Origin of the sequence: Desulfonatronum thiodismutans (genome assembly GCF_000717475.1) — a bacterium.
GTDB lineage: Bacteria > Desulfobacterota > Desulfovibrionia > Desulfovibrionales > Desulfonatronaceae > Desulfonatronum > Desulfonatronum thiodismutans.
The window spans coordinates 44,359-57,445 of the sequence record NZ_JPIK01000012.1 but is presented as its reverse complement, the minus strand read 5'-3'; the positions used below and the strand labels follow the sequence as shown (position 1 = coordinate 57,445).

The window sequence follows — 13,087 nt, the reverse complement described above, 5'->3', positions numbered from 1 at the left end:
CGCGGCAATCCCGCATCTTGATCTGAATCAAATTCTGTAACGTAGAAGAGCAAAAGAGCATGTGCGCCGAGAATTGATCCAGATCAAGGCAGGTGCGAATATTTTCGGCCTATCGGTGGGTTTCACTTTCCTCTTGCCACGGAGCCCGCATGACCCCGCCCACATCATCTCCACCGCGCACCACCCTGCGCACCACCCTATGCACTTTAGGCGCTCTGACCCCACCGACCTTGTCCTGTCTGCTGCTGGCGGCCCATTATCTGCGCTCCGGGGATCTGGGAATGGTCGTGGTCTGCCTGACCCTGCCCGTGCTGTTTTTTCTGCGCCGGGCCTGGGTCCGTCCGGTGTTGCAGGCGGCCTTTGCCGCGGGCATGGCCGTCTGGGTGCTGGCCATGATGGACCTGATCCAGTTTCGGCAGGTGGTCGGTCTGCCGTGGCTGCGGCTGGCCCTGATCCTGGGCTCGGTGGCCGTGGTCACCGGCGCCAGCGCATTGCTTCTGGAAACCCGCGCCCTCCGTGAACGATTCAGCCATAAATCGGATGCGGCCGCGGTCCAGGCCGGAGCTTTCCTGCTCACCATTGTCGCTTTGGCGCTGGCCCAGGCCAAGGTTTCCTTCCCGATCCTTCTCGTTGACCGCTTTTTTCCAGGCTTCGGCGCGCTGCAAATCCTGGGCATGGGGCTCTATGCGGCATGGATCGCCGGCAAGCTGACCAACCCGGAGCGGGCCTCGCAGGTGCGTGCCCGGATGTGGCTGTTTTTTTCCGTGATCTTTTTCGGCCAACTGGCCCTGGGCTTAGCCGGATGGGAGCGGTTCTTGATGACCGGGGACCTGCATTTGCCGGTTCCGGCCTTGATTCTGGCCGGACCGATCTATCGCGGGGAGGGGTTCTTCATGCTCATTCTCTTTTTGAGCACGGTTCTCTTGGTGGGACCGGCCTGGTGCAGCCATCTCTGCTACATCGGGGCCTGGGACCACCAGGCGGCCCTGCGGACCAAACGCCCGCAAGCCCTGCCGCCCTGGGCCTTCCCGGCCCGCCTGGCCATTTTCGCGCTGATCATGCTCACGGCCTTGGGACTGCGCCTGCTGGACGTTCACTGGACCTGGGCCGTGACGTTGGCCGCCGGGTTCGGCTTGGTAGGCGTGGGGATCATGGCCGCGATATCCCGCAAAATGGGCGTGATGGCCCACTGCACGGTCTTCTGCCCGGTAGGACTGGCCGCGGTGGTCCTGGGGCGGCTGCTGCCCTGGCGGCTGCGCATCAATCAGGACTGCGACGCCTGCGGTCGCTGCGCCCGAGCCTGTCGGTACGGTGCCCTGGAGCCCGGACACCTCGTCAACCGGAAACCCGGCCTGTCCTGCACCCTCTGCGGAGACTGCATCCACCGCTGCCGCGACAACCGCCTGTCCTACAGCTTCGCCCGCCTCTCGCCCACCACGTCCCGCCATTTGTTCATCCTGCTGATCACCGTCCTGCATGCCGTGTTTCTGGCCACGGCCAGGATATGATTTGAGTTGGAAGGGGTGCAGTCATTTGAAATATAAATCGGAGTTGACGCTGCAATGCACACGCATTACCTTCGACCAATACCATGAAGGAGGTTATCATGCCGACATCAACCTTGTTCGAGTCAACTCTGACGGAACGCTACCAGACCACCATTCCCAAGATCGTCCGTGAAACCCTTGGGCTTGGGAAAGGGGACAAGCTCAAGTACAGCATTGATGCCGGAAAAGTGTCCATTGCTCGTGTCGATGAGGTGGATAATGATCCAATACTGGAGGGATTTCTCGCGTTTCTGGCCCGAGACATGGAACGGCATCCGGAACGGATTCAGACGGTTGACAGTGGTCTTGCCCAACGAATCACGTCCTTGACGCGGAACATCCAGGTGGATCTTGACCAGCCGCTGGATGAAGACGGATGAGCGACGCTCCACGGCAACTCGTCGTCAATGGATGGTCAATTTACGCCCACCCGTTGTTCCTGGACCAGTTGGAACGGCTTGCGGCGCAAGTGTCGAGTCTGAGGGACAAGGACCCTGATGGGTATCAGAAAAAAAATGTCGCCAAACGTCTTGCGGCCATCACCAGGCTGGCCTTCGAGATCATTCCCCAGGATCCAGGGCGCCCGGAGTACCGCCAGGGCGGAACGTTGGGCGGCCAACGCAAGCACTGGCTTCGAGCCAAGTTTTTTCAACAATACCGCCTCTTCTTCCGTTATCATCGGAAAAAGCGAATCATTGTCTATGCCTGGGTCAACGACGAGCAGACAAAAAGGGCGTACGACAGTGGAAACGACGCGTACAAGGTCTTCCGAAAAATGCTGGACAAAGGATGCCCTCCGGAAGACTGGGAAAGCCTTCTGGCTCAATCCAAGGCGGCTCCCGGCCGATCCCCTAAGAGAAGAGCGTGAATCTCGTGGAGTTGCTGGATATTGGCAGGAGTCTCGCGGACTCGCGCCAGCTCCGCAATCCGAGTCAGCGCGTGATCCAACGCGATAGCGTCCTTTGTGTACGCTGGGTCATGCCCTGTAATCGTAATTCCCTTTAGTACCGCAAGCTCTGTTTCCCCCATATTGAGCCTGGAACCTTCAATTGCATTGGATTCGGCAACCTGTTCAAAACGCTTTTCCCCGTAATAATCGCGCAGTGTCTCATCCGTAAGCGTCCCAGTTCGTCTGAGCAAGCTCACCCTCTCTTCGATCACCTCTAGTCGTTGTCGTACTTGCTCAGAAGCGACTTCATCGAGAACGTACGGGGTATTTTCAAGAATCAACACTGTTGTATCCGCAATATTGAGAATAAATCTACGCATCTACAACAGCAGTGGTGTAATGCCGAAACGTCGCAAATAACTGTTCGCAAATGAAGCGCAGCGGAATTTGCGATCCGAGTTAATTTGCCTTGTTAGCCAAATATAAGTTAATTGTATCCAATATGATATGGTGACTCATTTATCGTTTGGCATTCAGTATAATGATTGTTCGCTAGCAGAGATGTAATTGTTTGCTCGCTTACATTAAAGTGATATGCTGCATCCTCAATGGCTTCATTGGAAAAATCGTTCTCCAAAAAACCAATTAAGCCATCTATTGGGCATAAGAACTCTGCTGCAAAAGCCCTTTGATATTTTTGTCTATAAGTGCCTAAGTCCGTATTAGTCAGCCATTGATTGCTGGCAGTTTGCATGAAATCACCGACATAGCGCGACAACTCAAACCGCTTACTAATAGGGTGCTTTTTGCGAGGTACAAATTTAATTGTTTGATCGCCGGTTGGTATTCCTACTGATACACTAGATCTACCCATAGGCTCCCACTTGTCTATAGCCGACGAGGCTATACCCAATAATTCAAAGAGAGTTTTAGTATCAATTGGGTTGTTTGTGTTTCCGATTTCATTTCTCAATTCTCGAGCATTCTCTACCGCTACTTTCCAAGGTACTGTATCAGAGCAGGTGCTACTTGCTTTTTGTGTTGTTGAGAATGTTGGTTTTCCGTATACACCTGTAGCGCTTATAAATTTCTCAATATGCTTCAATGGTTCTTCTTGCCCCATTTTCCCATAGACTGGCGCTAACTCCGACAATGTACTTTCTCCATACTCTTCATATAGCCTGATTGCATATTCCATTGTATATGAAGAGCATTCATCTGGATCAAATCCCATAAGGGCCTCAAGTTTACGGTAAATTCTGCTTTCTTCAATTTGCTCTTCTTCTTTTAATAGAGTAAGCAACGCTGAAACATCAGAGGACTCCAACCTAAAGGCCTCCAATCTATTTTCGACTGTGGAGATAAAATCAAAAAGCGCTTGTCGAAAATCGGCGATACTAATAGACACAGGGTTATTTAACCCGTTAATATATCTAACAGACTGCTGACAATTTGCATCTGAAGGAATTGACCAAACTTGCACGTTTTGGCTGTCACTTGCAAAAAGGATTTTTGGCCACACAAATCCATGATTTGCCGCCCCTAATTCGTGCGCCATCCGCCAGCTAATATCAGGCTTGTTATTCGCCGGCAGTGGCTCGTAAAGCAGCCTCCACCAATTTTGTAGCATCCACAATGCTAATGGATAGGATGATACAATCACATGGTCCTGAATGGATTGAGAAAAAATATTCTCATTTCTTGTAAGATTGTAACCTCCAGCATAAATTTCCAACTGAGCTAACGTGTTTGCGAACTCAGGTGTTCCGGAGCCGACACTAGACCAGCTTTGGCGAAAATCAATCTTTTTTGTCACGAGCTTTCCACTCTTTAATTACTTCATGGGAGAAAGGATCAGATTCTGGCATTGGATAGCCATGATACACCCCAGCCTCAGGGTTCTCTAATTGAGCTTCCAAAGGAATTCCATCACTAGTAACTGCCCATATATTCTGGGGCCATTTTCCTTTCATTTGTTCGCTAATCATGCCTTTACGTAAACCGGCCTTTAAGTAGGCAACAGCAATTTTTCTAGTAAAGATTTTAACTGTATCACAAAGAGATTTTGCAGTCCTTGGCGAAGATGGCGGTGTTAATCCGAAATCACCAGGATTTTTCTTGTGTTCAGGATTGCCTCAGTATTTCACGTTCTTTACCAAGGCGACTGATGCGTTACTCTCTGAGAAAGATTGAATCTTTCTATTCGTATTGAAGCGATCTGGTCTTCTCTGCATTTTTCTTCCGATCTGTCTATTTTTTTGGATAACGCAGCCAGCACGCGCGGTTTTGTAGTGGAGGCGAAGCCGCAACGAAAAAGCCGTCGCCGTGCCTGGCCTTGTTAGCCGCCATGCTTGGCACAATACTCTGTAAAGGTGGAGTACGACTTTTTACCATTGACTTTGTTATTCTTTCCTAACACGGTTCGTTCAATGCGCTGCTGAATATAGGACACGACGAGTTCAAACCGACTAAGCTGTATGTGATCCCATTTCGCACCGAACTCACGTTTTATAGCCTCATAGAAAACGGCGTAGTTCATCTTGGCCTTTCCAACATCCTCTTTCTTAAACTTGTGGTAGCGGTCAATCAAATATTTCGTATAGTTGCGGTGTATGACACTGGATGCAATAGTCCCTGACGGTGCCTCAATACGAACTTGTTTCTTCTGATTTTTTACTTCGATCTTGTTTGCGATATAACCGTAGTTCGAGCCTCCGCTGAAGTTAACAACATTGCCGACATTCTCATTGTTGACTTGGTGGTACCGGGCTTGTTCTGCGAAAGCCGCGACTTCGCCAGACAGACCTTTACTTTCGATAATGGCTTCGATCTTCGCCATGTCGGATTCATTCTGTAGCAGAATTGGCAGCTCGCTGTCTATTCTGCTCAATCCTCGGCTGACGTAATGCCCTATTGCGCCGCTCGAAATCGCATTGGCTAGAAATATGAGTGCTTCTCCCAAAAGAGTCTCCTCCTCGTATGGCGGCTAACAGTGTTATTATGCGGAACTCACAAAATTCCGCCCCCAAAAATTCCTGGCTTTACCACCTGCTGATTTGGCAAGCATTTTCCGAAATAAAAACCCGCACTCATACTACCATTCCAGGCTATTAAGAAGCATCTACCAAATCCTTCTAGACGCCGATGTCAGCATTATGCGTTGTACTGAGGTTGGCTTTATGCGGCAGCCAATGTGATCACCAAAAGAGCGGGACATAAAGCCAACCTCGGATGAAGAAACGAACCGCCCGCTCCCGTTTGGTCACTCAAGGCGCTGGGTACATCCCAGTGAACCCGGTTTCACCGGGCAGGCAAGGAAAAGATCTTGGAAAGCAGGGAAAAAGCTGCTTTCAAAAAACATTGCCCCTCACCGACGGGAGGAATCTTCTTCGCGACCTTCGTGCCCTGAGCGAAACGGGCGGTTCAACTCTGGAATGTCAACATGTCCTGAATCATCCCTGGCTTCGGGAAACCAACGTACCAAATGTTGAAACATTTAAATGACATTTGGAGTGGAAGCAATCGTATGCCGTACAGCATGGAACAATTACGCAAAGGCTACATCCGAGCCCACATCAGCGAACCTGTGACCATTGAAGTCCAGATGGGCGTATTCCGAGTTACCGTGCGGTTCAGGCAATGATATCTTGGAATATTTTTCTGGCAATTATTGCCGTAGGGGCAGGCCTTGCGCCTGCCCTGATTCTAAGCAATCGCGCTGAATGCCGACATATTGCCGCTGTCCCGCATTATTGCGACCTTCCAGGGTAGGCGCAAGGCCTGCCCCTACGGAGGGTCAAACGCGACACGGGAATAACTGCCACACTGTCCAGGTTACTTTTACTCGCTTCTTTACTGCCCGATAAACCGCCCCTCCTCCACCTCCCGAGCCGTGCCCAAGGCGGCCAGAGTTTCCAGGATTTCGGCGATTCGGGCGCGGGGGGCGCGGGTGAAGGATTTGGCGATGGCGTCGGCCGTGGCCGGTGACGGGGAGGCGGCCAGGATGGCGCGGACGGCCTGGACCTGTTCGGGCATGGTGGCGGGCCAGGGGGATTTTTTGCCCTTGGCGACAACGGCCTCCGGCGCGGTGCTGACGCCCAGGGCCGCCCGCTCCCCGCTGATCCCGCCCGGGTTCTGATACTCGGGCCGCAACCAGCGCACCAGGCCCCGCCGTTCCTCCGCGGCCCGTTCCTGGTTCAACCGGACCAGCCGCTCCAGAATCTCATCGTCCGTCATCTCCTCGGGCCAGCCATAGGCCAGGGCCACGGCCCGGTCCAACTCGTCGTGCAGCTCCTTGAGCACCGCCACCAACCCCTGCTCGTGAATGGTCCGCTCCTTGGCGCTGAGCGCTTCCCCGGAGCGCAGCTTCTCCAGCACATTATACATCCCGGTCATGGTCAGATCCGGATGCAGCTCCTGCCGACTCTTGCGATGCCCGTCCAACCGCTCGGCCAGCTCGCGGATTCGGGCCTTCTGGTCTTCCGTCGCGACGGGAAAAGGGAAGGTCTCGAAGCAGCGGGTCTTGTTGTAGCGAGGGTCGTTGCCCACTCCCAGCTTTCCGCCAACGGCCAAGGCCCAGACAACATGAATCCGGCTGGAAAGTACGCCGAGGACAAAAGCGTCCTCATGGGCGATGTTCACCAGCATGTTGTCCGGAAGAATGGACTGGTCAAGGAAGACGAAGAAGCGGTGCTTGGCGGTTTCTGAAGTCGTGACGTACCGTTGAAGGCCGACGAGAGCCGGACGAAAATTGCCTCTCGGTTCGCCGTGAATCCACCAGTTTTCCCGGTATCCCTTTCTGTTGTTCTGGTCACGCTCCGGTTTCACTCGCTCCACGACCCACTGATAGACCTCTGGATACCTCTCCCGCACTTCCTCGGCCCGCAGGCCAAAGAGGTCGATGACCATTACGCCGCGTGGCCGGGCCGTGATATCCCGTCCATGACGATATTCGCGGATATGTCGGTCCAGTCCGGGGATGCGGCCCAGCCCCAGGCGTTCGGCTTCCGGAGGGGTGACGATGAAACCGGAGCCGATGAGTTGAACGCCTCGGCAACTTATGTCCTGATTGGCTTTCAGCGCTGAGACTGAGGCAATATCCGCACCAACGGTCAAATCCGACCAGAGCCGGCCCCGCCGGGCTTCCAACACCACATCCCGCCCCAATTCACCACTGCTGTTCTCACTGACAACTGTTTCAAGAACTCCCTCCTGTTCTCCAACCGCGGCCACGGTCATGGAAATGCGGACGGCCGCGCCGTCGGCTTCGTCCACCCAGGGGTGATCGGGTACGGCGTAGAGCAGGGACAGGGGCGGGTCGGCCTGCATGTGGTGTTGGAGAATCCGGCGGTTGAAGGTCTGGCGCAGGCTGTTGGTGGCGATGAAACCGAAGCGCTGGATCTTGCCCTGGCGGGCCAGGGTGGCGGCGTGGTTCCACCAGTACATCACGAAGTCGCAGGACTCGGGTACGTCCGTGTGGGTGGCGCGGACGGCCTCGGTGTAGCCGTCGCCCAGGGCCTCGCGCATCCGGGCCGGACCGATGAACGGCGGGTTGCCGGCGATGTAGTCGGCCTCGGGCCAGACCGCCGGGCGGGGATTGACGTAGCGCAGGACCGGAGCCCGGGCCGTCTCGTCGGGCACTTCGCGGCCCGTGGTTGGATGGGGGCGGGTGGTGCGGCCGTCCCAGCGGGTCAGGATCTGGCCCTTTGCGTCGCGGACTTCCTCGATGGCGTCCCAATCCAGCAGGGCGTCGCGGCAGGTGATGTTCGTGAATTTCCTGATCACCGGCTCGGCCGGGCGGACATGGCCCATGGTCCGGAAGTGCCATTGCAGATAGCCGATCCAGAGCACCAGGTTGGCGATGGCCGCGGCCCGCGGATTGACCTCCAGGCCGAGCAACTGGGACGGGTTGATGGTCAGGCCGCCTTCCAGGCGGATCCACGTATAGCCCAGGTCCTGTTCCAGCCGGAGCACCTCGCCCTCGATGCGCTTGAGGTGCATCAGGATCACGTACAGGAAATTGCCCGTGCCGCAGGCCGGGTCCAGGACCCGGACGCGGCACAGCTTGCGGTGAAAGGCCTGGACCGCCTTGATCGCCTCGTTCGTCTTGTTCTGCCGGGCAAAGGTCAGGGCCGCGGCCTGCACCGCCTCCCATTCCCCGCGCACCGGACCGATCACCGCGGCCATGACCAGCCGCTCCACATAGGCCGGCGGGGTGAAATGGGCGCCCAGCTTGTGCCGCTCCCTGGGGTCCAGGGCGCGTTCCAGCAGGGTGCCGAAAATGGCCGGGTCCACCTCCCGCCAGTCGGCCCGGGCCGCCTCGATGAGCAGCTCGATCTGATCCCGGGTCAGGGCCAGGGCGCGGACGTCCTCGAACAGGAAGCCGTTGAAGTGCATCACCTGGGAGCGCAGGGCCGGGGAAAATCCGCCGGTCTTCATGCTCTGCCAGAGGCTTTCGATCATCGGCGGAAAGTTCTCGGGCCGGTCCCGCAGCTCGCGCAGCAGCTTGGAAAAGGATTCCTTCTCCAGCAGGCCCACATCCTCGGCGAACATGGTGAACAGACAGCGCATCAGAAACCCGGCCGCATCTTCCGGAGCATGTCCGGCCAGTTCCAGGGAGCGGGCCAGCCGAGCCAGCCGGTCCGCGATCTCCCGGGTCACCCGGGCCGTGCGTCGGGCCGGGTCCAGGGACAGCGGATCGGTCCAGACCGCGCGCAACAGGTCCAAATCGTCCTGATCCAGACGGGACAGCAGCAGACGGTGGGTTTGGGGGTCGGGGAAGGGAACGTAGGCGCCGCCGGTGCGGGTGAACTCGCTGTACAGCTCAATGGAATGGCCCACGTCCACGACCACCAGAAACGGCGGGCGGCCCTCCTCCGCCGGGAGGGCCCGGGCGTACTGTTCGGCCTGGCCCTTGGCCCGGAGCATGGCGTCGTCCCAGGCCGGAGAGTGGCGCGGGCCGATGCCCTTTTTGGCCGCGCGGGCGCTGTCCCGCCCAGCCTGGGAAAGGCGTTCGGCCTCCTTGCGCCGGACGCCCTGTTTGGATTCCAGGACAAAACAGCCGCGCTTGTACAGATCGATGTACCCGTGGCTGGAGGAGCCGTCGCCGTGCTGGAAGATCACCCGGCGCTCGAACACATAGGCGTTGTTCCGGTCCTCGGGCTGGGCCGGGTCCGGACCGGGCACGCCCAGCAGTTCGCACAAATCGCACAAAAACGGCTGGGCATTGGCCCGCTCCGCCCCGCCTGCGCTGCGCCATTTGCGGATAAAGGCGTCCAAGGAAGGGGAGGTCATGACGCGGAGAATTTACTGGTTTCCAGAAGCAGGCTCTTATCAAGGCGGAGGGAACGGGAAAGGATGCGGGCTCCGGGCGTGAACGCCGACTGGCTGACGGACTCCGTCTCGTCCGTATTGGCGAATCCACGGGAATGGATTGTATCCAGCGCGTTGATCCCTACGGGCAGGTGCAGCATGAAGAGGACTCCTTTCGATCTGTGTTTTCCGATGCCTGTCTCCGCTCAATCCCGTATTCCAGAGTGATCCGGAGGGCAACAGGCCGTCAATCCTACAGCTGCCTCCACACGAATGCCAATTCATTAACCAGATCAAAGGCTTGACGACGTGACCACTCCTCGCCCACCCAGGGCGGCCGCGAGGGTCGCCCCTGCATTTGCGGCGAATTTTCACGGCAACAAAATGTGTGGGCTGGTTCATTTTGCCGCGTAAATTGGTTGACACTTCCGGTTGCGGTTGTTCATGCCCAGGCCGTAGGGGCGACCGGCCGGTCGCCCCTACTCCTTGCGGACATCAGCGGCCCAAAACTCGCGAAGACTGTTGTTCAAAGGTGTAGTTGCCTTTGAAGAACTCCTCCGCATACCACTGAAGTTCTCCATCGTCGGTCAGGACCATGTCCAGCAGCCGCACGGAGCCCAACAGACGCCCGATCAGGTCTAACTTCTCCGTTAGTCGCCCGACATCGTACTTTCGCATTTCAGCCTTGAGCAGGTCGCCCTTGTGCTCGACCCGAAACCCCATCCTTTTGAGGATCAGGGCCATCAGTTCGGCTCGTCTCGTCCGCCGTCCAACGTCCGCTGCCCCGCCTTTGAACGAGAAAGTCACGTAGTTGGAGTTGACCTGCTCGGAGCAAAAGGAGTCGATGGTCGCGAAATGGTAGCCGAGCCGGGCGTTGAAATTGAGATACCTTTTGGAAATAATGGCGTAATTGGGCTCTCCCAGGCCTCCACGCAGGAGCGGATCGTTGAGCACGCCCTTCGCGACCACGGCCAAGAGTCCCCGCATGTTCACCTGAACCGGACCGGACCAGCGCACCTTTTCATGAGTCACGCCTTTGAGCAGGGCCTGGAACGGCACCGAGGCGATCTCCTCCACGGCGACCTCGCCCGCATCTTTCGCGGAGTTCCCCGTTCGTTCGATCCCTCCGCCCAGGTCCAGGACATAGGCGTTCAGCGGCGTATCGCGCAGCTTTTTTCCAATCCGTCCGGCCCCGGATCGGCCCCTGAGCCCGTCTCCCAGGTGAAACATCTCCCGCATCGCCATTTCGTGGGCAAAACGAATCACGTCGTGCAACGTGGCGCAGCCCTCCGGGGTAAACTCCGCGCTTCGCGGGTCGAGCAGGTTCAGCGGAACGACCTTGTTCAACACCCCGCGGACACGGATATGGACCGGACTGTCCGCGATCAGGTTGGCCGGAGCCTTTTGCCGGATGACGGCGGGCACTTCTCCCTTGTAAATGGTCCTGCGGGTGGCGTCCAAGGTAATGATGTCCCCGGCTTGAATGGTCCGCGTCCCGGTTTCGATCCCGACCAGGGTCGGAATCTTGAACTCCCTGGCCACGGAAGCCATATGCCCGGTGACGCTGCCCACATCCGTCACGATCCCCTTGACCCGGCTCATGGCCGGAACAAGGGTCGGCGACGTCTGGCGAGCCACGAGGATGGAGCCTTCGGGAATGCCGGCCAGGCTTTGATCGTCCTCCAGGATATACGCCGGGCCGCTGGCCGCGCCGGGGGCGGCGGTCATGCCCGCGTGGATCAGGACGCGCTCGCGGGGCACGTGGACGTCCCTCCCCAGCTCTTCGACGGGCAGGTCGTCCGTGACCCTCTGCAAGGGGCGGGCTTGCAGGATGATGATCTTGCCGGCTTGATCCAGGGCCCATTCAATATCCAAAGGCGTGCCGAAATGCTGTTCCAGCTTCAACCCGTAGTCGGTCAGGACGCGGAGTTGTTCGGGGGTCAGACAGGGAGCCTTCCGCCGGGCCGGGGGCGTCTCGCTCAGGCGCAGCCCCTGTTCCCTATCCATGCAAAGCATGGTGTCTTTTCCGGCAATCTCCCGCTCCAGAACCTCCCTGGTCTCCCGACAGATCCGCCAGTAGTCGGTTCTCGCCGACCCGTCCACGACGCTCACCCCAAGGCCCCAGTTGGCGTTGACGCAGATGTTGTCGGTCACGTGATAGTTCGGATCAATGGTGTACAGGCAACCGCTGGACACGGCATCCACCATGGCCACGCACAGAACGCTCATCAGATCGTCGATGTCCCGATATCCCTTGCCGCGTCGGTAGAATACCGCCCTGGGGTTGAATATCCCGGCCACGACCTCTTTATAGGCCGCAAGCAGATTTTCGACGGGGACGTTCAAGACGCTGTCGTACTGTCCGGCAAAGGAAGAAGATGGAGAATCCTCGGCGCTGGCGCTGCTGCGAACGGCGAAACGCAGATCCTCGCCGAGATCACCGGTTAAAACCCGGGCCTCGTGAATGACGGCTCTCGCGACGTCGTCGGGCAACCGCGAGCCGAGAATCAGATCCTTGATCTCGGCGCAGACCGTTTCGAGACGTTCCATGTCCCGGACGTCGAGTTGCCGCAGCTTACGCCTGACCTTTTCATAGATTCCCGCCTGCTTGAAAAAATGGTGACACGAGAAGGCCGTGACCGCGAACCCCTTGGGCGCGGGCAAATGCGCCCTGTTTGAAATATCGGCCAAGTTGGCCGCCTTGTTCCCCACTAACGCGCTTTTCTCGCGACTCAAGTTGGCCAGGGAGATGGTCCAATTGCTCTTTTCCAGCCTTTGCCGTCCCCGCAGCTCCTTGAGAACGGACCGGCCGATCCTGTCGGCGACGCTCCTGAGATCCGTGAACCGATTCCGGGAAAGCGCATCCAGATCGGATGAAAGATCGCGAACAATGGCCACGAGACGCTCACACAAAGCAACGACCTCGTCGTAATCGAACGCGTCCGGATTGAGCATCATGTCTTCGATGTCATTGATCACATGGAGCGAGGCGGTGTTCTTCTCCAATAGCTCCTTGAAGATATTGTACCGCTCCGCGAAAACCTCCTTCTCGGTTTCGGTTTTGACGGCGGACCCGATCCATCCTTTGACATAAGCGAGCATTTTCCTTCTCCTTTCGCGATCACGCGTCCACTGAAATCATTCTTTTTGCCAAAAACAAAAAATAAAATGGGCTCCGGTAAAAAACCGGAGCCCATTTTGGGTACAAAGTACAAACAGAATGTGTTTCTGAAAAATTTCTTTATATCTATCCCCGCCATCTAGAAAAGGCAAGCTCCCGCGAACAGCACCGCGAAAATCACCTTTTTGAATGCGTCAAGACATCGATTTAATGGCAACA

Annotated in this window: 10 protein-coding genes; 3 read left to right on the top strand and 7 right to left on the bottom strand. The window is 56.9% G+C overall.

What is annotated here, in order from left to right; genetic code table 11:
• Positions 1-149: 149 nt before the first annotated feature.
• The 3 genes from GY33_RS0108815 (at position 150) to GY33_RS0108805 (ending at position 2,415) form a co-directional block, all read left to right on the top strand.
• The gene (locus GY33_RS0108815) at positions 150-1,508 is read left to right on the top strand and encodes a 4Fe-4S binding protein (RefSeq protein ID WP_051822444.1); all 1,359 of its coding nucleotides are present in this window, start codon (positions 150-152) and stop codon (positions 1,506-1,508) included.
• Between the two features lie 98 nt (positions 1,509-1,606).
• Positions 1,607-1,927 carry a type II toxin-antitoxin system PrlF family antitoxin gene (locus GY33_RS0108810; RefSeq protein WP_035271690.1) on the top strand — a complete coding sequence of 107 codons (321 nt, stop codon included), beginning with the start codon at positions 1,607-1,609 and terminating at the stop codon, positions 1,925-1,927.
• The gene (locus GY33_RS0108805; RefSeq protein WP_031386979.1) at positions 1,924-2,415 is read left to right on the top strand and encodes a type II toxin-antitoxin system YhaV family toxin; all 492 of its coding nucleotides are present in this window, start codon (positions 1,924-1,926) and stop codon (positions 2,413-2,415) included. The genes GY33_RS0108810 and GY33_RS0108805 overlap by 4 nt, the downstream gene beginning before the upstream one ends.
• Here the strand turns inward: GY33_RS0108805 and GY33_RS0108800 are convergent.
• The 7 genes from GY33_RS0108800 to GY33_RS0108775 form a co-directional block, all read right to left on the bottom strand.
• Positions 2,370-2,816 (bottom strand): Fic family protein, encoded by a 447-nt coding sequence (locus GY33_RS0108800; protein WP_152555149.1) that lies wholly within the window; start codon positions 2,814-2,816, stop codon positions 2,370-2,372. The genes GY33_RS0108805 and GY33_RS0108800 overlap by 46 nt on opposite strands.
• Positions 2,817-2,923: 107 nt before the next feature.
• Complete coding sequence (locus tag GY33_RS21010) at positions 2,924-4,252, bottom strand: ImmA/IrrE family metallo-endopeptidase (protein ID WP_152555148.1); 1,329 nt, start codon at positions 4,250-4,252, stop codon at positions 2,924-2,926.
• The gene (locus GY33_RS21525; RefSeq protein ID WP_200874853.1) at positions 4,236-4,424 is read right to left on the bottom strand and encodes a hypothetical protein; all 189 of its coding nucleotides are present in this window, start codon (positions 4,422-4,424) and stop codon (positions 4,236-4,238) included. The genes GY33_RS21010 and GY33_RS21525 overlap by 17 nt, the downstream gene beginning before the upstream one ends.
• A gap of 350 nt (positions 4,425-4,774) precedes the next feature.
• Entirely contained in the window at positions 4,775-5,398 is a 624-nt protein-coding gene (locus tag GY33_RS19750; RefSeq protein ID WP_051822443.1) for a hypothetical protein, read from the bottom strand.
• Positions 5,399-6,288: 890 nt separating this feature from the next.
• Positions 6,289-9,729, bottom strand: a complete 3,441-nt coding sequence (locus GY33_RS0108785; protein WP_035271686.1) for a class I SAM-dependent DNA methyltransferase — start codon at positions 9,727-9,729, stop codon at positions 6,289-6,291.
• The gene (locus GY33_RS0108780) at positions 9,726-9,908 is read right to left on the bottom strand and encodes a hypothetical protein (protein WP_031386975.1); all 183 of its coding nucleotides are present in this window, start codon (positions 9,906-9,908) and stop codon (positions 9,726-9,728) included. Before GY33_RS0108780 ends, GY33_RS0108785 begins: the two co-directional genes overlap by 4 nt.
• Before the next feature lie 334 nt (positions 9,909-10,242).
• Positions 10,243-12,849 (bottom strand): PEP/pyruvate-binding domain-containing protein, encoded by a 2,607-nt coding sequence (locus GY33_RS0108775; RefSeq protein WP_035271684.1) that lies wholly within the window; start codon positions 12,847-12,849, stop codon positions 10,243-10,245.
• Between the last annotated feature and the right edge of the window lie 238 nt (positions 12,850-13,087).

Excerpts from the sequence above, each read along its gene's own strand:
- GY33_RS21525 (WP_200874853.1), bottom strand. The coding sequence starts at position 4,424 with ATGATTAGCGAACAAATGAAAGGAAAATGGCCCCAGAATATATGGGCA.
- GY33_RS0108780 (WP_031386975.1), bottom strand. The coding sequence starts at position 9,908 with ATGCTGCACCTGCCCGTAGGGATCAACGCGCTGGATACAATCCATTCC.
- GY33_RS0108785 (WP_035271686.1), bottom strand. The coding sequence starts at position 9,729 with ATGACCTCCCCTTCCTTGGACGCCTTTATCCGCAAATGGCGCAGCGCA.
- GY33_RS0108775 (WP_035271684.1), bottom strand. The coding sequence starts at position 12,849 with ATGCTCGCTTATGTCAAAGGATGGATCGGGTCCGCCGTCAAAACCGAA.
- GY33_RS0108800 (WP_152555149.1), bottom strand. The coding sequence starts at position 2,816 with ATGCGTAGATTTATTCTCAATATTGCGGATACAACAGTGTTGATTCTT.
- GY33_RS0108810 (WP_035271690.1), top strand. The coding sequence starts at position 1,607 with ATGCCGACATCAACCTTGTTCGAGTCAACTCTGACGGAACGCTACCAG.
- GY33_RS0108815 (WP_051822444.1), top strand. The coding sequence starts at position 150 with ATGACCCCGCCCACATCATCTCCACCGCGCACCACCCTGCGCACCACC.
- GY33_RS0108805 (WP_031386979.1), top strand. The coding sequence starts at position 1,924 with ATGAGCGACGCTCCACGGCAACTCGTCGTCAATGGATGGTCAATTTAC.